At 72.4% G+C, this 22,233-nt stretch carries 24 protein-coding genes; 13 read left to right on the plus strand and 11 right to left on the minus strand.

What is annotated here, in order from left to right:
• Positions 1 to 15: 15 nt before the first annotated feature.
• The 3 genes from NE234_RS12665 to NE234_RS12675 form a co-directional block, all read right to left on the minus strand.
• Positions 16 to 957, minus strand: a complete 942-nt coding sequence (locus tag NE234_RS12665; protein ID WP_252779146.1) for a LysR family transcriptional regulator — start codon at positions 955 to 957, stop codon at positions 16 to 18.
• Between the two features lie 299 nt (positions 958 to 1,256).
• Complete coding sequence (locus NE234_RS12670; RefSeq protein ID WP_252779147.1) at positions 1,257 to 2,030, minus strand: SDR family NAD(P)-dependent oxidoreductase; 774 nt, start codon at positions 2,028 to 2,030, stop codon at positions 1,257 to 1,259.
• A gap of 1 nt (position 2,031) precedes the next feature.
• Positions 2,032 to 2,877 carry an SDR family NAD(P)-dependent oxidoreductase gene (locus tag NE234_RS12675; protein WP_252779148.1) on the minus strand — a complete coding sequence of 282 codons (846 nt, stop codon included), beginning with the start codon at positions 2,875 to 2,877 and terminating at the stop codon, positions 2,032 to 2,034.
• 95 nt (positions 2,878 to 2,972) lie between these two features.
• Between NE234_RS12675 and NE234_RS12680 the strand changes: the two genes are divergently transcribed.
• Together NE234_RS12680 and NE234_RS12685 are read left to right on the plus strand one after the other, a co-directional pair.
• On the plus strand, positions 2,973 to 3,563 hold the full coding sequence (locus NE234_RS12680) for a TetR/AcrR family transcriptional regulator (RefSeq protein ID WP_252779149.1): 591 nt from the start codon (positions 2,973 to 2,975) through the stop codon (positions 3,561 to 3,563).
• Positions 3,564 to 3,785: 222 nt separating this feature from the next.
• Positions 3,786 to 4,553, plus strand: coding sequence for an SDR family oxidoreductase (locus NE234_RS12685; RefSeq protein ID WP_252779150.1), 768 nt, complete (start codon positions 3,786 to 3,788; stop codon positions 4,551 to 4,553).
• A 69-nt stretch (positions 4,554 to 4,622) separates the two neighbouring features.
• On the opposite strand, the gene NE234_RS12690 is transcribed toward NE234_RS12685, so the two are convergent.
• Complete coding sequence (locus NE234_RS12690; protein ID WP_252779151.1) at positions 4,623 to 4,763, minus strand: hypothetical protein; 141 nt, start codon at positions 4,761 to 4,763, stop codon at positions 4,623 to 4,625.
• A 170-nt stretch (positions 4,764 to 4,933) separates the two neighbouring features.
• Between NE234_RS12690 and NE234_RS12695 the strand changes: the two genes are divergently transcribed.
• The 8 genes from NE234_RS12695 to NE234_RS12730 all read left to right on the plus strand — a co-directional run bounded on the left by NE234_RS12695 (position 4,934) and on the right by NE234_RS12730 (position 12,409).
• A complete protein-coding gene (locus NE234_RS12695; RefSeq protein ID WP_252779152.1) occupies positions 4,934 to 5,251 on the plus strand; it encodes a hypothetical protein in 318 nt (105 codons plus the stop codon).
• 64 nt (positions 5,252 to 5,315) lie between these two features.
• On the plus strand, positions 5,316 to 6,068 hold the full coding sequence (locus tag NE234_RS12700; RefSeq protein WP_252779153.1) for an SDR family NAD(P)-dependent oxidoreductase: 753 nt from the start codon (positions 5,316 to 5,318) through the stop codon (positions 6,066 to 6,068).
• On the plus strand, positions 6,065 to 7,060 hold the full coding sequence (locus NE234_RS12705; RefSeq protein ID WP_252779154.1) for an amidohydrolase family protein: 996 nt from the start codon (positions 6,065 to 6,067) through the stop codon (positions 7,058 to 7,060). The genes NE234_RS12700 and NE234_RS12705 overlap by 4 nt, the downstream gene beginning before the upstream one ends.
• 295 nt (positions 7,061 to 7,355) lie before the next feature.
• Entirely contained in the window at positions 7,356 to 8,642 is a 1,287-nt protein-coding gene (locus NE234_RS12710) for an FAD-dependent oxidoreductase (protein WP_252779155.1), read from the plus strand.
• A 54-nt stretch (positions 8,643 to 8,696) separates the two neighbouring features.
• Positions 8,697 to 9,800: a PP2C family protein-serine/threonine phosphatase gene (locus NE234_RS12715; RefSeq protein WP_252779156.1), complete on the plus strand. Its 1,104-nt coding sequence runs from the start codon at positions 8,697 to 8,699 to the stop codon at positions 9,798 to 9,800.
• A gap of 46 nt (positions 9,801 to 9,846) precedes the next feature.
• Positions 9,847 to 10,959 (plus strand): PP2C family protein-serine/threonine phosphatase, encoded by a 1,113-nt coding sequence (locus NE234_RS45290; RefSeq protein ID WP_252779157.1) that lies wholly within the window; start codon positions 9,847 to 9,849, stop codon positions 10,957 to 10,959.
• A 41-nt stretch (positions 10,960 to 11,000) separates the two neighbouring features.
• Positions 11,001 to 11,432 carry an ArsR/SmtB family transcription factor gene (locus NE234_RS12725; RefSeq protein ID WP_252779158.1) on the plus strand — a complete coding sequence of 144 codons (432 nt, stop codon included), beginning with the start codon at positions 11,001 to 11,003 and terminating at the stop codon, positions 11,430 to 11,432.
• Positions 11,429 to 12,409 carry a cation diffusion facilitator family transporter gene (locus tag NE234_RS12730; protein WP_252779159.1) on the plus strand — a complete coding sequence of 327 codons (981 nt, stop codon included), beginning with the start codon at positions 11,429 to 11,431 and terminating at the stop codon, positions 12,407 to 12,409. Before NE234_RS12725 ends, NE234_RS12730 begins: the two co-directional genes overlap by 4 nt.
• 33 nt (positions 12,410 to 12,442) lie before the next feature.
• Here NE234_RS12730 and paaE read toward each other — a convergent pair whose 3' ends face one another.
• From paaE to paaZ, 6 genes are all read right to left on the minus strand, one after another.
• On the minus strand, positions 12,443 to 13,531 hold the full coding sequence (gene paaE, locus NE234_RS12735) for a 1,2-phenylacetyl-CoA epoxidase subunit PaaE (protein ID WP_252779160.1): 1,089 nt from the start codon (positions 13,529 to 13,531) through the stop codon (positions 12,443 to 12,445).
• Positions 13,532 to 14,035: a 1,2-phenylacetyl-CoA epoxidase subunit PaaD gene (gene paaD / locus NE234_RS12740; RefSeq protein WP_308206880.1), complete on the minus strand. Its 504-nt coding sequence runs from the start codon at positions 14,033 to 14,035 to the stop codon at positions 13,532 to 13,534.
• The gene (gene paaC, locus NE234_RS12745) at positions 14,029 to 14,895 is read right to left on the minus strand and encodes a 1,2-phenylacetyl-CoA epoxidase subunit PaaC (protein ID WP_252779161.1); all 867 of its coding nucleotides are present in this window, start codon (positions 14,893 to 14,895) and stop codon (positions 14,029 to 14,031) included. Before paaC ends, paaD begins: the two co-directional genes overlap by 7 nt.
• A 7-nt stretch (positions 14,896 to 14,902) precedes the next feature.
• A complete protein-coding gene (paaB, locus tag NE234_RS12750; protein WP_252779162.1) occupies positions 14,903 to 15,223 on the minus strand; it encodes a 1,2-phenylacetyl-CoA epoxidase subunit PaaB in 321 nt (106 codons plus the stop codon).
• 71 nt (positions 15,224 to 15,294) lie between these two features.
• Positions 15,295 to 16,233 (minus strand): 1,2-phenylacetyl-CoA epoxidase subunit PaaA, encoded by a 939-nt coding sequence (gene paaA / locus NE234_RS12755; protein ID WP_252779163.1) that lies wholly within the window; start codon positions 16,231 to 16,233, stop codon positions 15,295 to 15,297.
• Positions 16,230 to 18,281: a phenylacetic acid degradation bifunctional protein PaaZ gene (paaZ, locus tag NE234_RS12760; protein ID WP_252779164.1), complete on the minus strand. Its 2,052-nt coding sequence runs from the start codon at positions 18,279 to 18,281 to the stop codon at positions 16,230 to 16,232. Before paaZ ends, paaA begins: the two co-directional genes overlap by 4 nt.
• 63 nt (positions 18,282 to 18,344) lie before the next feature.
• Here paaZ and NE234_RS12765 point away from each other — a divergent pair, with 63 nt between their 5' ends.
• Positions 18,345 to 19,007, plus strand: coding sequence for a TetR/AcrR family transcriptional regulator (locus tag NE234_RS12765; RefSeq protein ID WP_252779165.1), 663 nt, complete (start codon positions 18,345 to 18,347; stop codon positions 19,005 to 19,007).
• Between the two features lie 5 nt (positions 19,008 to 19,012).
• Here NE234_RS12765 and NE234_RS12770 read toward each other — a convergent pair whose 3' ends face one another.
• On the minus strand, positions 19,013 to 19,579 hold the full coding sequence (locus tag NE234_RS12770) for a TetR family transcriptional regulator (protein ID WP_252779166.1): 567 nt from the start codon (positions 19,577 to 19,579) through the stop codon (positions 19,013 to 19,015).
• A gap of 88 nt (positions 19,580 to 19,667) precedes the next feature.
• On the opposite strand from NE234_RS12770, the gene NE234_RS12775 reads away from it, so the two are divergent.
• Together NE234_RS12775 and NE234_RS12780 are read left to right on the plus strand one after the other, a co-directional pair.
• The gene (locus tag NE234_RS12775) at positions 19,668 to 20,579 is read left to right on the plus strand and encodes an SDR family oxidoreductase (RefSeq protein WP_252779167.1); all 912 of its coding nucleotides are present in this window, start codon (positions 19,668 to 19,670) and stop codon (positions 20,577 to 20,579) included.
• A gap of 255 nt (positions 20,580 to 20,834) precedes the next feature.
• Positions 20,835 to 22,226 carry an RNA-guided endonuclease InsQ/TnpB family protein gene (locus tag NE234_RS12780; protein ID WP_252779168.1) on the plus strand — a complete coding sequence of 464 codons (1,392 nt, stop codon included), beginning with the start codon at positions 20,835 to 20,837 and terminating at the stop codon, positions 22,224 to 22,226.
• The last annotated feature ends 7 nt before the right edge of the window (positions 22,227 to 22,233 follow it).

The raw sequence follows: 22,233 nt of genomic DNA on the forward strand, positions 1-22,233 counted from the left end.
GGCCTCGCGGGCGGATCACTCTCCGCGCGTGACGCCCGGACGTACGGAGGCCAGCCCGTCGGCGGCGGAGTGCAGGGCGTCGAGGACGGCGCGCACCGACGGCCGTACGTCACCGTCGCGCCGCGTCCAGACGAGCACGCGGCGCCGTACGTCGGCGTCGGCCAGGTCGCGGATCGCGATGCCGGACTGGTCGGTGAACCGGACGAGTTCGGGGAGCAGCACGATCGCCTGGCCGTGGGCGGCGAGGGCGAGGATGACGAGCAGGTCGTTGGAGCGGTACCGGACCTCGGGCCGGAAACCGCCGTGCTCCACGCAGAGCCGCTCGGTCAGCTCCGCGTGCGCGGTCCCCGGATGCCCGGACGCCCATACCTCGCCCGCCAGGTCGGCCACCCGTACCGGCGCCTCCGTGGCGGCCAGGCGGTGCCCGGCGGGCAGGATCAGCCGGGTCGGCTCGGTGAGCAGCAGCTCGTCGGTCAGCCCGGCGGTGCGCGGGCGCCGGACGGCGTCGTACTGGTTGCTGATCACCAGGTCGACCTCCTGCAGTACGAGTGCCTGCAGGGCGCGCTCGAACTCGTCGTCGAGGACCTCGACGACGAGGTCCGGGTAGCGCGCCGACAGGGCGTCCAGCGCGGGCGCCACCAGATTGAGCAGCGCGGTCTGGAAGGCGACGATCCGCACGGTCCCGGCCACCACCCCGCACGCGGCCCGCGCGGCCTCCTCCGCCTGCCGGGCCTGGGCGAGCAGGCCGTCGGCGGCGCGGGCCAGGGTCTCGCCGGCCTCGGTCAGCCGCAGGCGGCGCCCCACCCGTTCGGTGAGCCGCACTCCGACGTCCTTCTGCAGCTGGGCCAGCTGCTGGGAGACCGCCGAGGGGCTGTAGCCGAGCGCGTCGGCGACCGCGCCGACCGTACCGCGCAGCTGAAGCTCGCGAAGCACCCGCAACCGGACGAGGTCGATCATTCAGGAGAGCTTACAGATTCCATGCAGCAAAGCTCGCTGGACCTTCATGGTTGAGAGGCGGAAAATGTAAGGAGCAACAGAGAAGAAGACTGATGTCGGAGGAGAACCCGCCATGTTGATCGTGTTCGCGATGCTCATCGCCCTCGCCGTTCTGGGCCCCCTCGCGGGCGCGGACAGCCGCGACGGCTCCGACTGGGCTCGCACCGACTTCCCCCGCTGACGCCCCGCCCGGCCGGCCGGCCCTCGCCGCCTTCACCCGGCGGCGGCCGACCGGCCCGGCCCTCGTCGCGAACGCGGAGTCAGCGAACGGTCAGTCCACCGTCGACGGCGAGGATCACACCGGTGGTCCACTGGGCCCGGGAGGAGGCGAGGTAGGCCGCGGCCTCCGCGATGTCCTGGGGCCGGCCGATCCGCCCCAGGGGATAGGCGATGGAGATCTGCTGGTCATGCGCCTCGCGTTGCTGAGGGCTCATCCGCCCCAGGTAGGCGTGTTCGTAAGTGGGGGTGTGTACGGCGCCGGGGGCGATGGCGTTGACACGCACACCGGACGGGCCGAGTTCGTTGGCCAGGGCCCGTGTCATGGAGTTGATCGCGCCGCGAGTGGCGGAATAGGCCGCCGAGGAGCGGCCGGCCGCCATCTTGTGCGCCCAGTAACTGCTGATGTTGATGATGTTGCCCCGAGCGAGGATCAGCGCGCCCAGGAGAGCCCGGCTGAGCAGGAAGGGCACCTTGACGTTCAGCTGCCACATGGCGTCGAACTCCTCGGCGGAGGTGTCGCTCAAGGATCCGAAGTGCGCCGTTCCGGCGTTGTTCACGAGGGTGCCCACCCGGTCGGTCAGGGTCAGGATCTCCTGGGCGACCGCCGTGACGGCACCGGGATCGGACAGGTCGGCGGCCAGGGTGTGCACGCTGGTGCCATGTTGTAGCAGGGACTCGCGAGCCGCCTCCAGCCTGCCGGGGTCGCGTGCGACCAGAATCAGGTCGGCGCCCTGGGCCGCCAAGGCGCCGGCGATGGCGTAGCCCAGGCCGTCACTGCCCCCGGTGACGATCGCGGTGTCCGTGTTCTCCGGCATGTCAGCCTCCGAAACGCTCGTCGGAGGACAGGCTCAGTGCCTCGTGCCTGTCCAGATCTTCCAGTTGTGCGGTGCGGGCGCGCCGGATGGCGGCCACGGCGTCGCTGCCCAATGGCAGACGTAGCGGCGGCCGGTCCATTCCGGCCACGGCGTACAGGGCGTCGGCGATGCGGGCGGGGTCGCCCCGCCGGCTTTCCGCGTCGGCGCCGGTCGCCGAGAGTGCCTGATGGACCGGGGCGTAGTCGGCGATGGTGGCCCGCCCTGCAGCGCGGTCGGTCCACCGTCGGCGGAAGTCGGTCCGGGCCGCACCGGGTTCGACGATGGTGAGATGGACACCGAGAGGGGCCAGTTCGGCGGCCAGGGAGACGGAGATGCCTTCCAGGGCGTGCTTGCTGCCGGTGTAGGCGCTCATTCCGGCCGCTGCGCTCTGCCCGGCGATGGAACTGATCTGCAGGACGTGTCCTCGGCGGGCGGCCCGTAGGTAGGGCAGGGTCGCGCGCAGGACGTTGACAGGGCCGAAGACGTTGATGTCGAACTGGGCGCGCAGGTCCTTCTCGTCGAGCTCCTCCAGCGGGCCGGGGAGGGCGTAGCCGGCGTTGTTGACGACCACGTCGAGCCTGCCGAAGGCGCCGACGGTGTCTTCGACCGCCTGCCGGACCTGGGCGGGATCGGTGATGTCGGCGCGGACCGCGAGCAGCCGACCGGGGTGGCCTTCGGCCGGCAGGGCCAGGCGCTCCGGGCTGCGCGTCAATGCGATCAGCCGTTCCCCGGCGCCGAGGACCCGTTCGGTGACCGCGCGGCCGAGGCCACCCGCCGCGCCCGTGACCAGCCACACACGTGAGGACATGGCGACACCCTTTCGCTAAATGGACAGATCCTGTCCACTTAACGGCAGCGTACGGAAGTGGACGACTGCTGTCCACTTCTGGGTATGGTGACGGCATGCCATCCGAGGGAGCCACCGGTGAGACACCGGTGAAAGCGCCGCGTGCCGACGCGCAACGCAACGCCGGACTGGTCCTGGCCGGGGCCCGGCGCGCTGTCGCCGTCCACGGACTCGGCGTCAGCTACCACGAGATCGCACGGCTGGCCGGCGTGGGCGTCGGCACGGTCTATCGACGGTTCCCTCAACGGGATCAGCTCATGGCGGCCGTACTGCTCGACATCCTCGACGAGTTGATCGACGAAGCGGAACGCGCCCTCGAGTGCCCCGACCCGTGGGAGGGCTTCACCGGCGTCTTCACCAGTCTCGCGCTGCGCGCCCGTGAGAACGCCGGTCTGTCAGGGTCCCTCGACGAACAGGGCGGCCCCCGCGTCGCCGCACAGCGCCGTCGCCTCCTGGACCTTCTGCACCGCATCACTGAACGTGCTCACCGGGCCGGGGTTCTGCGCGACGACGTGGGCTGGCAGGACATCCCGTTCCTGGCCCAGGCCGCGACCCCGACAGGGTGCGTCCTGGATGTGCCCGCCGGGCCTCAGCAGGCGCAGCGGGCCATCACCGTCATCCTCGACGGCCTTCACACTCCGACCTGAGTGATCCGTGCGCCGGGGCGGCCTCCAGCGGAGAAGGTGCCGGGGTTCTGCCGCAGGCCACGGCGCGGGGCCCGGCGGTCGGCATCGGGCGGCGCCGCCTCCGGCGGTCTGGGGCACGGGGCGGCCGGGAGATCTTCCGCGTACTCTCCCGTCACATCCCGATGTCCTGTCTCGTCTCCCTGGCGACGGATGACATCGAGCCGATGGGACAGGGAGTCGGACATGAGGATCGCGGTAGCAGGGGCGAGCGGGATGGTCGGCCGCCACCTCGTCGGCGTGCTCGAGGCCAGGGGACACGAGGTCGTCGCGATCTCGCGTTCGGCGGGGGTGGACGTGGTCACCGGCGACGGGCTGGCCGCCGCCGTCGCGGGTGCGGACTGCGTCATCGACGTGACCAACGCCGGAACGACCGACCAGGCCGCGGCCACGGAGTTCTTCACCACTGTGGCCCGGAACCTGCAGGAGACCGGGGAACGGGCCGGCGTGCGCCGCCTGGTCGTCCTGTCCATCCTCGGAGTCGACCGGTTCTCCGGGGGATACTTCGCGGCCAAGGCGGCGCAGGAGCGGGCCGTGCTGTCGGGGCCGGTCCCCGTGCGGATCCTGCGCGCGGCGCAGTTCCACGAGTTCGCCGGGCAGACGCTCGAATGGGGCAGGCAGGGCGAGGTGAGCCGCGTGCCGCGGATGCGCGTGCAGCCGGTGGCCGCCGAGGCGGTCGCGGAGGCTCTCGCCGACCTGGCCACCGAGGCCGAGCCGTCGGCCGCCGCGTCGGGTGAGGCGCCGATCTGGGAGATCGCCGGTCCCCGGGAGGAGGAGCTCGTCGACATGGCCACCCGTCTCGCCGCCCGGCGCGGCGACCCGGTGCGCGTCGAAGGCGTCGAGAACCCGGCGGACCCGGACCGTGAGCTGGTGAAGGCCGGAGCACTGCTACCCGGCCCGGCCGCCACCCTCGCCCCCGAGAGTTTCGAGGACTGGCTGAGCACGGCGGTCTGAGGACCGTTGCGCCGAGGGTTTTCGTCGTGAGGACGACGAAGACCCTCGGCGCCGATGGCCGGCGGCGGTTCACCGCCGGCGTACGAACTCCAGGCGTACGGGGTCGTCGTCGGCGATCAGCATGACCACGCCGTTCCGCCGGGTCCAGCCGTCGGACCGAGTGTCCCCGTACCCATGGCCTGGGGGACGAAGGAGTACCCCGGTACCCACGACGGGTCCAGCTTGGCCATCGCTGCCCCTTCCCCGTCTCACAGCTCGTCGGGCGACCGCGAGGAAGTGTTCGAGCTCGCGAGTTTCCGGTTAACCCATTCCTCCGGGTTATCGCCGATGATCGAGCCGGTCTTGGACAGGGGCGGCTCAGGCCCCCGAGAATCAACAGCATGATTCAGCACACGATGCTCGTTTCCTTCGATGAGCCCCTGCCCGACGCCGAGCTCGATCAGTACCTCGCGGATATCGAACGAGTCATGCTCGACGCCGGTTTCGCCCAGTCGGTCGTGACGCGGCGTCACCTGCCCATCCCGGGAGAGGAGTCGATTCCGGCACTGATCGCCACCGCGATCGTGCAGGTCACCGTGGCCGACCTCGACGCGCTGGCGAAGGGGTTCACCGCTCCCGGCCTGCATGAGGTCATCGACCGCTGGCAGTCGCGGCACCCGTACAAGGTCGCCTGGGCGAACCACGAGCCGCTGGCATGAGCGAGCGGAGCGAGCGAATCAACGACACGGTGCCTCTGGCCACCACCCCGACGAAGGAGGGCGCATGAGCGCGATGTCCGGGAAGGTGGGACTGGTCACCGGCGCCGGCAGTGGGATCGGCCGCGCGGCGGCGCTGGAGTTCGCCAGGAACGGCGCCACGGTCGCCGTGCTCGACATCGACGAGAGCACGGCGGCCGAGACCACCGAGATGATCAGGAAGGACGGCGGCGAGGCGCTGGCCGTCGCCGTCGACATCGCCGACGAACGTTCCGTCCAGGCGGCCGTCGAGCGCACGGTCACGGCGTACGGCGGCCTGGACTTCGCCGTGAACAACGCCGGCCTGGCCTCCCACCACCGGCGGCTCGACGAGATGACCCTGGACGAGTTCGAGCGCGTCGTCCACGTCAACCTGGCCGGGACGTTCCTCTGCATGAGGTACGAGCTGCCCGCCCTGCGGCGGCGCGGCGGCGGCGCGATCGTCAACGTCGCCTCCAACGGCGGCCTGTACGCGATCCCGACCGCCCCCGCCTACGTGGCCGCCAAGCACGGCGTCGTCGGGCTCACCAAGGTCGCCGCGGTCGACTACGCCCCGGACGGCATCCGGGTCAACGCCGTCTGTCCCGGCCCGACCCTCACGCCCGGGTTCGAGGAGGTGGCGGCCGGCACCGACATGATCGCGCGGCAGGCGGCGATGACGCCGCTCGGCCGACTGGCCACCTCCGAGGAGGCCGCGGCGGCGGCGGTCTGGCTGTGCTCGGACGCCGCGTCCTTCGTCACCGGGATCGCGCTGTCGGTCGACGGCGGACGGCGGGCATGAAGGTCATCGCGGTCGAGGAGCACATGGCCACCGACGCGTTCCTGCGCGTCGCGCACGGCCTGGACGTCGTGCCGGGCGACGAGACCGAGATCGACCTGATGCGCACGATCGAGACCCCTCCCGAGTTCCGCGCCCGGCTCGTCGATCTCGATGCCCGGCTGCGGGAGATGGACGCGCTGGGACAGGACATGGCGGTGCTCAGCCTCAACCCGCCCGGGGTCCAGCCCTACCCGGTGGCCGACGCCGTGCCCCTGGCCCGGGAGTTCAACGACGCGCTGGCCGCGATCGTACGGCGGCGTCCGACGCGGTTCGGCGGGCTGGCCACCGTGGCGCCGCAGGATCCGGTCGCCGCAGCCGCCGAGATCGAGCGGGCCATGGGCCCGCTCGCACTCAACGGCATCATGATCAATTCGCACACCGGTGGGCGGTACCTGGACGAGCCGGAGTTGGCGCCGCTCCTGGCGGCGGCCGAGGCGAACCGGGCGCCGATCTACCTGCACCCACGGGCGCCGAGCATGCTCGCCGCCTACCGTGACTACGGGCTGCCCGGAGCGATCTGGGGCTATCAGGCCGAGGCCGGGCTGCACGCCATGCGGCTCATCCTCAGCGGCACGCTCGACCGCCACCCCGGCCTGACCGTCGTGCTCGGGCACCTCGGCGAAGGCATCCCGTACTGGCTGCGGCGGATCGACAACCGGCACGCGTTCGCGACGCGGACGGCCGGGGCGGCCACGCCGATGCCGCGCCTGTCGCTCACGCCGAGCGAGTACTTCCGGCGCAACTTCGTGATCACCACGAGCGGCATCGACGATCCGGACGTGCTCGGGCTGGCCCTGCGCGCGGTCGGCGCGGACAGGATCATGTTCGCGATCGACTACCCGTACGAGGACCCGGCGGCCGCCGTGGCCTTCCTGCGGGACGGGCCGCTGACCGGCGAGCAGCGGACGGCGATCGCCCACCGCACGGCCGAGCGCGTGTTCGGCATCGCCTAGGCCGGGTCCGCGCCGGGACCGCCTCGCCGGCGGTCCCGGCGCGGTCCTCCTCTCGGTACGCCCCGCAAGCTCGGGGCACGCGACGCGCGCGGCAGGACCTCGCGTGATCACGCCGAGGGTTCTCGTCGTGAGAACGAGGTGAACCCTCGGCGCCGATGGCCGGTGCCCGGACGATGCCGCAGGCGGGCGGATGCCGGCCGGTGGGGGACGGTCCGGGTTCACGGGTGCCGGGTCCGGGTATGGGCCACGACGGCGTCCGCGTACGTCATCGTCCCGACGAGGCAGGGGACCTGAGATGCCGGAAGCTCAGACGACGACCTGCGCCATCGCGGGCGGCGGTCCCGCCGGGATCATGCTCGGCCTGCTCCTGGCCCGTGCCGGGGTGCGGACGACGGTCCTGGAGAAACACGGGGACTTCCTCCGCGACTTCCGGGGCGACACGGTCCATCCGTCCACGCTGCGGGTGCTCGACGAGCTCGGGCTGGTCGGCGCGCTGGAGGGTATCCCGCACCGGAAGCTGACGACGTTGCGGATCGGGACGGACACGCGGCCGCTGATCGACGCGGACCTCACGCGGTTCACCCGGTGGCGGTACCGCCACATCGCGATGATCCCGCAGTGGGACCTGCTGACCCTGCTGGTCGAGCACGCGCGGCGGTACCCGGCCTTCCGCCTGCTGATGAACGCCGAGGTCCTCGGCCCGATCGAACAGGGCGGCGCGGTGCGCGGACTCCGCTACCGCGACCCCTCGGGCGAGCGCGAACTGCGGGCGGTCCTCACCGTGGCGGCGGACGGCCGCCGGTCCGACCTGCGGAAGGCGGCCTGCATGGTCCCCACCGAGCTCGGCGCGCCGATGGACGTCCTGTGGCTGCGGATCTCCCGGCGTCCCGGCGACCGGAGCGGCCTCGGCGGCTACATCGGCCGGGGTCAGATGGCGGCGACGATCGACCGCGGGGACTACTGGCAGATCGCGTTCCTGATCCCGAAGGGGTCGTACGAGCGGGTCCGTGCCCAGGGGCTCCGGGCGCTGCGGGACCGGCTGGCGGCGCTGGTGCCGTTCCTGGCCGACCGGGTCGGGGAGATCGACGCCTGGGACGAGGTCGCCTTCCTCGAAGTCGGCCTGGACCGGCTCGCGCGCTGGGACCGGCCGGGTCTGCTCGCCATCGGGGACGCCGCCCACACGATGTCGCCGATCGGCGGTGTCGGCATCAACCTCGCCGTACAGGACGCCGTCGCGGCCGCCAACCTGCTGGCCGATCCGCTGTACCGCGCGCAGGCCGACCCGGCGCGGTTCGAACGTACGCTCAACCCCGGCCTGGTGCGCCGCGTCCAGCGCCGCCGGGCCGTCCCCACGATCGGCACCCAGACCGTGCAGCGGGTCGTCCAGAGCCGGATCGTCGACCGGGCCCTCGGCGACACCGAGCCGCGCCTCCCCGCCGTCCTCGAGACCGCGGCGGGCAGACGGCTGCTGTCCCAGGCGATGGCCCGGATCATGATCTACGGCCTGTTGCCGGAGCACGTCCGCACCCCTGAGCGGCGGGCCGGGACCGGGACGCCCGTCGTCGAAGGCGTCCGGCATTAGCGGTTCCGCGATGGTTCACCGCCGACCAGCGGGTACGCAGGGATGGTGCGACGGTTGAGTGCTGACCGTTCGGGCCGGGCACGGTCCCGGTGGCGGGGCCACGCGCTGATGCTCCTGCCGTTCGCCCTGGTCGTGGTGATCGGAGCGGCCGACCTCGTCAACGGGCCGCAGGTCCATCTCGGCCCGCTGCTCAGCGTGGCGACGGCGACGACGGCCTGCTTCGCCGGCCCCGGCGAGGTCGCCGTCGTCGGGCTGGTGGCGGTCACGGCCTACGTGATCGTCGGCGTCTCGGAGACGTGGCGCGGTGTCGGGGAGTATGAGATGCAGCTCTCCTCACTGATCATGATCTTGGGTGTGATGATGTTCGTCTCCACCCTGCGGCAGCGGCACCGGCGGGAGCTGACGCTCGTGCGGTCGGTCGCCGAGACGGCCCAGCGGGTGCTGATGCGTCCCCTTCCGGAGCGGGTCGGCCCGTTGCGGATCGCCTCGCTGTACCTGACCGCCGAACAGGAGGCGCGGATCGGCGGTGACCTGTACGGCGCGGCGCGCATCGCGCGGGGCACGCGGTTGATCATCGGGGACGTCCGGGGCAAGGGCCTGGCCGCCGTCGACACCGCGGCTCTGGTGGTGGGGGCCTTCTGGGCCGCCGCCCACCAGCGGTCGGCGCTCCGCGACCTGCTCGCCTTCCTGGACGGCGCCGCCGCCGTCGATCCCGTCCCGGCGGACGGCGGTGGGCCGGGCTGGGGGGAGCGGTTCGTCACCGCCGCCGTGCTGGACGTCCCCGACGAGAAGCCGTGCGTGCACGTGGTGAACCGCGGGCATCCGCCGCCTCTGCTCCTGGCGCACGGAGAGGTCACGGAGTTGATCGCGACGCGGCCGGCGCCGCCGCTCGGCCTGGGCGACCTCGCCCCGGAGGACGCCCTGGTCGACACCTTCCCCTTCGGTCCCGGTGACGTCCTGTTCCTCTACACCGACGGCGTGATCGAGGCCCGCGCCGCCGACGGCGCGTTCTACCCCCTCCAGGAGCGCCTGCGCATGCTGGACGAGCACGATCCCGGGCGGCTCGTCGAGCGCCTGCACGCCGACCTGTGCGCGTACACCCACGAGATGCTGAACGATGACGTCGCGATCATCGCGATCAAGCGGACGCCCGCCTAGCGACGTCCCGGTGTCGGCGCGTGCCCGCAGCGGGTACGCAGGAATGGTGCGACGGATCCGACGCCTCCGTACGGCCGGCCCGCGGGCGTGGTGGCGGGGCCGTGCGCTGATTCTCCTGCCGCTGGTGCTGATCGGGCTGATCGTGGTGGCGGACATCGCCACCGGGCCCCGGATCCACCTGGGCCCGCTGCTGATCGTGGGGCCGGCGCTCACGGCATCCTTCGCCGGGCCGGTGGAGGTCGCGCTGATCGGGATGGCGGCGATCGGCGCCGACGTGCTCGTGGCCGCGCACGACCGCTGGCGAGGACTCCCGGAGTACGAGTCGCACGTGATCTCTCTGTTCCTGGTGTCGGCTTTGATCGTGTTCTTCTCCGCCGTACGCCGGCGGCATCAGCGGCAACTCGCGATCGTGCGCTCGGTCGCCGAGACGGCCCAGCGGGCGCTGATGCGTCCCCTGCCCGAGCGGATCGGCCCGTTGCGGATCGCCTCGCTGTATCTGACCGCCCAGGAGGAGGCCAGGATCGGCGGTGACCTGTACGGCGCGGCGCGGATAACGCGGGGGACACGGTTGATCATCGGGGACGTCCGGGGCAAGGGCCTGGCCGCCGTCGACAGCGCCGCCCTGGTCATGGGGGCGTTCTGTGCGGCCGCCCACCGGCGGTCGGCGCTGCACGAGCTGCTCGCCTTCCTCGACGGCGCCGCCACCGTCGAGCTCACCACGCTGGAGGAGGGAGGAGGAGATCTGGGGGAGAACTTCGTCACCGCCGCCGTACTGGACATCCCCGACGAAGAGCCCCAGGTGCACATCGTGAACCGTGGGCATCCGCCGCCCCTGCTGCTGACGCGCGGACGGGTCAGGGAGCTGCGGGCGACGCGGACCGCGCCGCCGCTCGGCCTGGGGGAGCTGGCCGAGTCGGACTCCCACGTCGACTCGTTCCCGTTCCGGCCCGGTGACCTGCTGCTCCTGTACACCGACGGCGTGATCGAGACCCGTGACGCCGACCACGTGTTCTATCCCCTCCGGGACCGTCTGCTCGCGTGGGAGGAGGACGATCCCGCCCGGCTCGTCGAGCGCCTGCACGCGGACCTGTGCGCCTATGCGGCGGAGAGGCTGGAGGACGACGTCGCGGTGATCGCCGTCAAGCGGGTGCCGGGGTAGGAGGGTTGGCGACGCTCCGCGCCCGTCGTAGGGTGCGACGTATGAGCAATCGTTCAGATGACCAGGTGGTCGTGGGTCTCGAGTCCTGCGCGGTGCGCGTCGTTGACCCCGGCCGCGTCGCGACCGTGTGCGCGTCCATGCCGCCCGCGAACGACGTCGCCGAGGTCGCCGACGTCTTCGGGCTGCTCGCCGACCCCGGCCGATTGAAGGTCCTGGTCGCCCTGCTGGAGGGCGAGATGTGCGTCTGCGACCTGGCGGCGGTCGCCGGCGCCAGCGAGTCGGCCGTCTCCCACCATCTGCGGTTGCTCCGCGCCCACCGGGTCGTCCAGGCGCGCCGGTCCGGGCGGATGGCCTACTACCGGCTCGCCGACGCGCACGTGCGCATGCTGCTGGACGTCGCCCTCACCCACATCGGCCACGCCCCGGCCGCCGCCCACCCCGAGCGCCGCCAGACCGAGGGAGACGTGACATGAGCGAAGAGCACGACCACGACGGGTCCGCCGGCGGCCACGCGGGCCACGCCCACGGCATCGGCGAGGACGCCGACGCCCGCCTGCTGAGCGGGGCGCTCGGCCTGATCGTCGCGTTCATGGTCGGCGAGGTCGCCGTCGGCGTGCTGGCGGGCTCACTGGCGCTGATCTCCGACGCGGCGCACATGCTGACCGACGCCGCGTCCATCGCGCTGGCGCTGGTGGCGATGCGGCTGGCCGCCAAGCCGCCGAGGGGCGGTTACACGTACGGTCTGAAGCGCGCCGAGATCCTCTCCGCCCAGGCCAACGGGCTCTCTCTGCTGCTGCTGTCGGCCTGGCTGACCTATGAGGCGATCCGGCGGCTGATCAGCCCGCCGCAGGTGACCGGGGGCCTCGTGCTCGTCACCGCGCTGGTCGGCATCGTCGTCAACGTCGGCGCCACCTGGCTGATCTCCCGCGCCGACCGCACCAGCCTCAACGTCGAGGGCGCCTTCCGGCACATCCTCACCGACGCGTACGCCTTCATCGCCACGGCCGTCGCCGGACTGGTCATGCTGGTGACCGGGTTCGCCCGCGCCGACGCGATCGCCTCCCTGGTCGTGGTCGTCCTGATGGTGAAGGCGGGGCTCGGGCTGGTACGCGAGTCGGGGCGGATCTTCCTCGAGGCCGCGCCGGCGGGCGTCTCCCCGGAGCAGGTCGGCAGGGCCCTGGCCGCCCGCCCGTACGTCACCGAGGTGCACGACCTGCACATCTGGCAGATCACGGCGGGGATGACCGCGGCCTCCGCGCACGTCCTGGTCGCCCCGGGGGAGGACTGCCACGCCGTGCGCGCCGATCTGGAGGCGGTCCTGGCCGAGTACGGGATCACCCACACCACGTTGCAGGTCGACCACAACCCCGACCCGCTGCTGTCGATCGGCCGGCGGCCGGAGGAGCACTGCGGCGACTCCCACGGCCCCGCCCACCGGCCCGACGCCTAGGGCCTGTCCCACAGCCCCGCTGGGGGACAGGCCCTAGGCGTCGTAGTCGAGGCCGACACGGTCGGACAGCGGTGTCGACTGGCAGGTGAGCACGAATCCGGCGTCGACCTCCGACTCCTCCAGGGCGAAGTTGCGCCGCATGTGGACCTTGCCGTCGGTGACCCTGGCCCGGCAGGTGCCGCAGACGCCGCCCTTGCAGGCGAACGGCAGGTCGGGCCGGACCCGCTGCATCGCATCCAGCAGCGGGGTGTCGCGCGGCACGGCGGCCGTCGTCGCGCGGCCGTCCAAAAGGATCGTCACCTCGCTGGTGGCGCCGTCGGGCGCGGCGTCCTCGTGGCGGACCGGCACGGGCGGCACGTCGTCGACGAAGAACAGCTCCCGGTGGACCCGGCCCGCCGGGACGCCCTCCCGGTCGAGCACGGCCCGCAGGTCCTCGACCATCGCGTACGGGCCGCACAGCCACCAGTGCGCGACGTCCGCGAGCGGGGGCAGCAGCGCGCGCAGCGCGGTGAACTTGGCGGCGTCCAGCCGCCCGGTGAACAGCTCGGTCTCCAGCGGCTCGCGCGACAGGACGTGGACGAGCTCCAGGCGGTCGAGGTGGCGGTCCTTCAGGTCGGCCAGCTCGTCGGCGAACATCACGGTGTCCACGCGCCGGTTCGCGTACAGCAGGGTCGCGGTGGCCGCCGGCTCGCGCAGGACCGTGGCGGCGATCGACAGGATCGGCGTGATGCCGGATCCGGCGGCGACGAACACGTGGTGCCCGGCCGTCTCGTCGCCGGGCGTGAACCCGCCGGTCGGCGGGCCGACCTCGATCTCGTCACCGGGGCGCACCCGCCGTACGAGCCAGGAGGAGAACAGCCCGTCCGGGACCTCGCGGACGCCGACGCGCGGCGCGGCGCCCTCGGGAGCGCAGATCGAGTACGACCTCCGCTCCTCCCGGCCGCCGACCTCGCGGCGCAGTGTCAGCGACTGGCCCGCGCGGAAGGCGTACACGTCGCCGAGCTCCGGCGGGACGTCGAACGTCACCGCCACCGCGTCGGCGCACAGCCGCTCCACCGACGCGACCCGCAGCCGGTGGAACCCTCCGCGCGCCCGCGCGGGCGCCGGTGTGCTGACGGTCACCTAGATCTCCTTGACGTGCTCGAACGGTTCGAGACAGGCACGGCACCGGCGCAGCGCCCGGCACGCGGTCGCGCTGAACGCCGAGGTCTCCTCGGTGTCGGCGGACCCGCAGCGCGGGCACCGGACCGTGCGCACGGTCGGGCCGAGGGTGAGCGGGATCGGCCCCTCCGCGCGGCGCGGGGCGGCGCCGGGCGGCGCGATGCCGGCCTCGGCGAGCCTGCGGCGGCCCGCCGCGCTGATCCAGTCGGTGCTCCACGGCGGGTGCAGCACCGTGCGCACCTCGACCCGCTCGTGGCCCGCCGCGCGCAGCGCGCCGATCAGGTCGGCGCGCATGGCGTCCATCGCGGGGCAGCCGGAGTAGGTCGGGGTGATGGTCACGACGACCCGGCCGTCCTCCTCGGTCACGTCGCGCAGCACGCCGAGGTCGGCGAGCGTGAGCATGGGCAGCTCCGGGTCGGTGACCGTCTCGGCCACCGCCCGCGCGTCCGTCACCGTGGTCACCACGTCGCCTCAGGGAACGCGCGGGCCACGCTCTGCAGCTCGGCGAGCAGTGGCGCGAGGGCCTCGGTGTGCGCGCCGCGCCGCCCGCCCGGCTCCGGCGGCGCTTCGGGCCGGCGCAGGGTCGCCGCCGTGAGCACCTGGTCGAGTACGGCGTCGAATTCAGCGCGCAGGGCGGCGGGGTCGGCCGCGACGCCTGCGCGGGCCAGGCGCTCCTCGACCTCGTGCGGCGTGAACAGCTCGCCGACCAGCGGCCAGAGCCGGTCCAGCCCGGCCTGCATCCGCCGGTGCGACTCGTCGGTGCCGTCACCGAGGCGCACGGCCCACTGGGCGGCGTGGTCGCGGTGGTAGGCGACCTCCTTGACGCCCTTCGCGGCGATCGCGGCGAGGACCGGGTCGCGGGAGGGGATCAGGCGCTGCAGCAGCGCGAGCCGCCAGGTCGCGAACACCAGCAGCTTGGCGATCAGGTCGCCGAAGTCGCCGCGCGGCGTCTCGGCGAGCCGTACGTTCGCGAACTCCTCCGGGTCGCGGAAATAGGCGTAGGCGTCCTCGCCGCGGCCGGTGCCGTCGGCGTGGCCCGCGCGGGCGTACAGCATGCGGGTCTGGCCGAGGAGGTCGAGCCCGATGTTGGCGAGCGCGACCTCCTCCTCCAGGTCCGGCGCGTTCGTGCACCACTCCTGCAGCCGGTGCGACATGACCAGGGTGTCGTCGCCGAGCATGAGGCAGTAGGCGGCCAGGTCGGCGGGGTCGACGTCCGGCGGAACGGTGGTGTCGACGCCGGCGAGGGGGTCGGCGAACCCGGTGCCGAACGCCCACCGCGCGTCGCCGTCGCCGCTCAGGGCCTCGTAGACGTTGTCGAAGGACACCGTGGCCTCACATGTGCGGGACGTCGTCGGGGATGTCGTAGAAGGTCGGGTGCCGGTAGACCTTGTCCGCCGACGGCGCGAAGAACGGGTCCTTCTCGTCCGGGCTGGACGCCGCGATGTGCGACGCCTTCACCACCCAGATGCTCACGCCCTCGTTGCGGCGGGTGTAGAGGTCCCGCGCGTTGCGCAGCGCCATCTCGTCGTCCGGCGCGTGCAGCGAGCCGACGTGGACGTGGTTGAGCCCGCGCTTGCCGCGCACGAACACCTCGTACAGATCGCTCTGCGCCGGATTGCGCTCGCTCCGCGAGCGCGGTGAGCGAGCGCCCAACGCGCCGTCTTCCCTCGTCGCTCTGGTCGCTTCGCTCCCGGCGCTCCTCAGTCCAGACGACGCGCGCTCGCTCATTCGCTCCTCCGCTTCGCGGCGTGGGCGGCGGCGGCCTCGCGGACCCACGCGCCCTCCTCGTGGGCGCGGCGGCGGCGGGCGACGCGCTCGGCGTTGCAGGGGCCGTCGCCGCGCAGCACCCGCTTGAACTCGTCCCAGTCGATCGGGCCGAAGTCGTGGTGGCCGCGCTCGGGGTTCCACCTCAGGTCGGGGTCGGGGAGCGTGACGCCCAGCGCCTCGGCCTGCGGCACCGTCATGTCGACGAACCGCTGGCGCAGCTCGTCGTTGGTGTGCCGCTTGATCTTCCAGGCCATCGACTGCGCGGTGTTCGGCGAGTCCGCGTCGGGCGGGCCGAACATCATCAGGCTCGGCCACCACCAGCGGTCCACCGCGTCCTGGACCATGGCCCGCTGCGCGCCGGTGCCGCGCATCATCGTCATCAGCAGCTCATAACCCTGCCGCTGGTGGAACGACTCCTCCTTGCAGATGCGGATCATCGCGCGCGCGTACGGGCCGTACGAGCTACGGCACAACGGCACCTGGTTGCAGATCGCGGCGCCGTCGACGAGCCAGCCGATCACCCCGACGTCGGCGTACGTCAGCGTCGGGTAGTTGAAGATCGAGGAGTACTTCTGCCGCCGCTCGATCAGGCGGGTCGTCAGGTCGGCCCGGTCGACGCCCAGGGTCTCGGCGGCGGAGTAGAGGTACAGGCCGTGGCCCGCCTCGTCCTGCACCTTGGCGAGCAGGATCGCCTTGCGACGCAGCGAGGGCGCCCGGGTGATCCAGTCGCCCTCGGGCTGCATGCCGATGATCTCCGAGTGCGCGTGCTGCGCGATCTGCCGGATCATCGTGGCGCGGTACGCGTCCGGCATCCAGTCGCGCGGCTCGATCCGCTGATCCCGCTCGATCGTGTGCTCGAAGTGCCGTTCGAGGCTCTCCTCGGCCACGACGGTCATGAGGCCTCCTTCGCGACCAGGGTCAGCACGTCGTACTTGGCCACCGACTCCCCGGTCTGGTTGGTCACGTCGGCGTCCCAGCGCACCTCGCCGTAGTCGGCGTTCGCCCGTGGGGTGATCTGTTTGGCGGTCAGCGTCACGGTCAGCTCGTCGCCCGGTTTGACCGGCGTGAGGAACCGGAGGTTCTCCAGGCCGTAGTTGGCCAGGACGGGCCCCGGCTCGGGGGAGACGAACAGCCCCGCGGCCAGCGACACCACCAGGTAGCCGTGCGCGACGATCCCGCCGAACAGCGGGTTCGCCTTCGCCGCCTCCTCGTCGGTGTGCGCGTAGAACGTGTCGCCGGTGAACTCCGCGAAGTGGTCGATGTCCTCCAGGGTGACCGTGCGGGGCCCGGCGGTCACCGCGTCGCCGACCCGCAGCTCCGCCAGGGACCTGCGGAACGGGTGCACGCCCTCGCCGGTGCCGGACACGTGCGTACGCCGCGGCGCGCCGGCGACCCAGCGGCCGGTCACCGCGCTCAGCGTCGCAGGGTCGGCCTGGACGGCGGTGCGCTGCATGTGGTGCAGCACGCCCCGCAGACCGCCCATCTCCTCGCCGCCGCCCGCGCGGCCGGGGCCGCCGTGGACGAGGCCGGGCAGCGGCGAGCCGTGCCCGGTCGACTCCTTCGCGTCGTCCCGGTCGAGGACGAGGATCCGGCCGTGCCACGGAGCGAGGCCGAGCACGATCTCCCGGGCGAACCCGGTGTCGGCGGTGACCACCGATCCGGCGAGGCTGCCCCGGCCGCGCGCGGCCAGCTCGATCGCCCGCTCCGCCGAGTCGTACGGCAGGAGCGTCGACACCGGCCCGAACGCCTCCACCTCGTGCAGCTCGGCGCGGTCCGGGTCGTCGCAGCGCAGCAGCATGGGGGAGACGAACGCGCCCCGGTCGGCGTCGGCGCCGAGCACCTCGACGTGGTCGGGGTCGCCGAAGATCAGCTTCGCGGCGCCGCGCAGGGCCTTGACCGCCCGGCGGACCTCCTCGCGCTGGTCGAGGCTCGCCAGGGCGCCCATCCGCACGTCCTCGCGCGACGGGTCGCCGACGGTGACCTTGGCCAGCCTCTCGCGGACCGCCGCCGCGACGTCGTCCATCAGCTCGGCCGGGACGAGGGCCCGCCGGATCGCGGTGCACTTCTGCCCGGCCTTGACCGTCATCTCGGTGACGAGCTGCTTGACGTACAGGTCGAACTCGGGCGTGCCGGGCCGGGCGTCCGGCCCGAGGATCGAGCAGTTCAGCGAGTCGGCCTCGGCGGTGAACCGCACCGCCTCGCGGACGATCGCCGGGTGCGCGCGGAGCTTGCGCGCGGTCGCGGCCGAGCCGGTGAACGCGACCAGGTCCTGGTCGGTCACGTGGTCGAGCAGGTCGCCGGGCGGGCCGCACACGAGCTGCACCGCGCCCTCCGGCAGCAGGCCGGAGTCGACGATCAGTCGGACCAGCCGCTCGGTGAGGTACGCGGTCTGCTCCGCCGGCTTGATCAGGCTGGGCATCCCGGCCAGGAACGCGGGGGCGAGCTTCTCCAGCGGCCCCCACACCGGGAAGTTGAAGGCGTTGATCTGGACGGCGACGCCGCGCAGCGGGGTGCAGACGTGCTGCCCGACGAAGGTGCCGCCCTTGCCGAGCGGCTCGACCGGGCCCTCGACGTAGACGGTGTCGTTCGGCAGCTCGCGGCGGCCCCGGCTCGCGTACGCGAACAGCACGCCGATGCCGCCGTCGACGTCGAAGCGCGAGTCGTTCAGCGTGGCGCCGGTCCGGGCCGACAGCGCGTACAGCTCCTCGCGGTGCTCGCGCAGGTGCGAGGCCAGCGCCTTCAGCAGGGCGGCGCGCTGGTGGAAGGTGAGCTCGCGCAGCGCCGGACCGCCGACGCGGCGGCCGTACTCCAGGGCGGCGGCCATGTCGATCCCCGCCGTGGAGACGCGGGCGATCTCCTCGCCGGTCGCCGCGTCGTGCAGCGGGATGCCCTCGCCCGTCGGCGCCTGCCACCGGCCGCCGACGTAGCTGTGCAGTGCGGTCATGGAGCCGGCCTCCAGGATCGATTAACTGACCGAATGGTAGGTAATTCATGCTACCGTGCAACCATGGCGGAGGGAAGGGGACGACCGGCTGACCGTACGGCCACGCCGCCCGGCACGCCGTCCGGAGCGCGGCGGACCAGGCGCGGCCGGCCCGGCCATGACCGGGAGTCCCTGCTGCGGGTCGCGGTGGGCCTGTTCAATGAGCGCGGCTTCGACGGCACGAGCATGGACGACCTCGCCCGCGAGCTGGGCGTCACCAAGGCCGCGATCTACCACCACGTCCCGGGCAAGCAGGAGCTGCTGAGGCTGGCCGTCGACCGCGCCCTCGACGGGCTCTTCGCGCTGGCCGACGAGCTGGACTCCGTCCCCGGGCGTGCGGTCGACCGCCTGGAGCACCTCGTACGGGGCAGTGTGACGGTCCTGGTCGACCGGCTGCCCTTCGTCACGCTCCTGCTGCGGGTGCGCGGCAACACCGAAGTGGAGCGGGACGCCCTCGAACGGCGGCGGGAGTTCGACCGCATCGTCGCCGGGCTCGTCGCCGACGCCGTCGCCGACGGCGACCTGCGAAGCGACGTCGACCCGGCCACCACCGCCCGCCTGCTGTTCGGCATGGTCAACTCGCTCATCGAGTGGTACCGCCCGCAGGGCCACATCGGCGGCCCCGACCTCGCGGACGCCGTCGCCAAGGTCGCCTTCGACGGCCTCCGCACCCGCCCGCCCGGCTGACGGGATCAGCCGGTGGTGGCGAGCTCCCGGAGCTGTGCCAGGGTGTCCTTGGCGAACTGCTGGAACGGCGTCCGGTCCGGGTCGTCGATCCACTGCTCGAAGGCGACGTGCATGACGGTCGTGCACATGAGGGCGGCAAGGGAGGCAGCGGTGTCGCCGAGCCCCCGGCTACGGAGCGCCCGCGTCATGGCGGTGGCCATCGACCTGGTCTTGATCAACTCGCGTTCCTGAAGCTCGGAACTCGAGGCGACGATCCGGTGCCGCAGGCCGGCGAACTCGCGGACCTCCTCGAACCGGACGGCGGCGGCGTCCAGCGCCACGCCGATCACGTCGAGAGGCGAGGCGGACGCGGGAGCGGCCTCGATGGCGGCCACCATCTGCTGCTCCAGGAGATCCGAGTTCCAGAACAGGACCTCGCGCTTGTCCGCGAAATAACGGAAGAACGTGCGTTTCGTCAGCCCCGCGCGTTCCGCGATCTCCGCGACGGTCGTCTCGTCGTACCCGCGCTCGCCGTAGAGGGCCATGGCCGCCTCCTGCAGCCGCGCCCGCGCGTCCGGCCGCCATCTCCCCATGGGAGAAGACTAACCGATGTCACCTGGTGTCATGACCCTGCTATAGTGATGGCACCAGGTGACATCACTCGCCCTAGGAGGGCTCACCATGCGTGTATTCGTGACCGGAGCGTCGGGGCACATCGGCTCGGCGGTCGTGCCGGAGCTGCTGCAGGCGGGGCATCAGGTCGTTGGGCTGGCGCGTTCGGACGGCTCGGCCGAGGCGCTCACGGCCGCCGGCGCCGAGGTATGGCGCGGCGACCTGGACGATCTCGACGGGCTGCGGGAGGCCGCCGCGACGGCCGACGGCGTCATCCACCTCGCTTTCAAGCACGACCTGATGGGGGTCGGCGATATGGCCGCCGCGGTCGCCGCCGACCTCGCCGCCATCAAGGCGCTGGCCTCGGGGCTGGAAGGAACGGGCAGGCCGCTCGTCACCACCTCCGGAACGCTCATGCTCATCTCGGCGGGCATCACCGGGCGACCGGGCACCGAGGCCGATTTCGCCGACAGCGGTCCGCGGGTCGACGCGGAGAACTTCGTGACCGGGCTCGCCGAGCACGGCGTACGGTCCTCCGTCGTCCGGCTGCCCCCGATCGTGCACAGCACGCTCGACCGGCACGGCTTCGTGCACATCCTGATCGGCATCGCCCGTCAGTCCGGCGTGTCGGGATATGTGGAGGACGGGGCCAACCGGTGGCCCTCGGTGCACACGCTCGACGCGGCGCGGGTGTACCGCCTCGCCCTGGAAAGCGCGCCGGCCGGAAGCCGGCTGCACGCGGTCGCGGACGAGGGGATCCCCTTCCGCGACATCGCGGCGGCCATCGGGCGCGGCGTCGGCGTTCCCACGACGAGCATCGCCGCGTCGGACGCCGCCGAGCGGTTCGCCTTCCTCGGCCCCGCCGTGGGAGTGGACAACCCGACCTCCAGCGAGGTGACGCGCAAGGTGCTCGGGTGGGAGCCGGCGCATCCGGGACTCCTCGAGGACCTGGAGCAGGGGCACTACTTCCAGCAGGACTGAACGGAGTCCCCGAATCCCTCCTAGTGCCGCATCAAGCAAGGTTCGCCTTGGTGGCGGCGGTGTGGAGGCATTCGTTCGGTGGCGTGTTCGTACCGCCCGGTGAGTGCCGTGTCAGATGACCTGGTTCGTGGCGTCGTCATCGTTCGGAATTGTCCGGCGACCTGGTACCTCGGTGTTCCCTGTGGTCCGGGTTTTGTCGTAGGCACCTGCTGTAATCGCCTCGTGCCTCGACGTGTCGATCCGGATGCTCCCCGGGTGGTGGTGCGCACCGCCCGGGTCGGCGTGCGCCTCACCCCGGCGCAGCGGCGGCGGTGTTTCAGGTTGCTGGTCGCGGCCGGGGACGTATGGGCCTGCGTCCTGGACATGAACCGGTGGCGGCGCCAGCGTGGGCTGGTTGCGATCACCGATTTCCAGCAGTTGTGCCGGGAGCTGCATCAGGCCGGGCCCGGGGCGTTCGGTGAGCTGAACTCCACGTGTGCTGAAGGGGTGCTGCGCCGCTACAGCGACGCGTGGTTCGCCGCCGCCAAACGCCGCACCGGCGGGGACGCCTCGGCGGGGTTCCCGCGCCGTAAACGGCGTCTGATGCCGGTGCGGTTCCGCCACGGCTGTTTCGCCATCGACGGCCGGCGTCTGCGCCTGGCGGTCGCCCGGGGCCGCCCGCCGTTGTGGGTGCGGCTGGACCGGGACCTGCCCTACCCGGCCGAACGCGTCCGCTCGGTCACGTTGCTCAACGAGGGTTCGCGGTTGTTCGTCGAGGTGACCGCCGAGGTCCCCGTCGCCACTCACCCGCCCGGTCACGAGCCCGATCCCGAGCGGGTGGCGGGCGTGGACCTGGGAGTGATCCACCCGTTCGCGGTGGCCGGACCCGGCGGGGAGGGCCTGTTGGTGTCGGGGCGGGCGCTGCGCGCCGAGGCCCACCTGCATCTGAAAGACGCCAAGTACCGGCGGCGTGCCGTCGCCCGGCGTGCGCCGAAACCGGGGCAGGCGGGTTCGCGGCGGTGGCGTAAGTACCGTGCCCGTCAAAGGAAGCTTGAGGCCAGGCACAAGCGCCGGATCAAACAGGCCCAGCACGAGGCCGCCAAACAGGTCATCGAGTGGGCGGCCCAGCGGCGGATCGGAACGCTACAGGTCGGTGATCCGCGCGGTGTGCTGGAGTTGAAGGCGGGGCGGCGGCACAACCAGCGGGTGCGGGACTGGCGGCCCGGCTATTTGATCCGCTGTCTGAAAGACAAGGCCGAACAAGCCGGGATCCGTCTTGAGCTGGTCGATGAGCGCGGGTCGTCTTCGACCTGCCCGGTGTGCGGGCGGCGGGTTCCCAAACCGACCGGCCGCCGCTTCCGTTGTATGCATTGTGGTTTCAGCGGGCACCGCGACCTGGTCGGCGGCGCCAACATCGCCCATCGCACGATGGGCGGACCCATCACCACCACGAAGAAGAACCCGTTCCCGGTGGTGATCACGCACCGTCGAGCCGGACGGCACCTGCCCGGTGCCAGGCCGGCACGGCGTGACCCGAGACGACGCCCCCATCACGGCACCGCCAAAGGGTCCCCTGGCCGGCCGAGGCCCGCCCCACCGCTGGTGGGGAGTCGCTCGCCCCAAGCGAGGATCAACCAACACGGTCATTCCACGACCAACGTTGATTGACACGGCA

The organism is Actinoallomurus rhizosphaericola, assembly GCF_024055675.1.
Lineage (GTDB): Bacteria > Actinomycetota > Actinomycetes > Streptosporangiales > Streptosporangiaceae > Actinoallomurus > Actinoallomurus soli.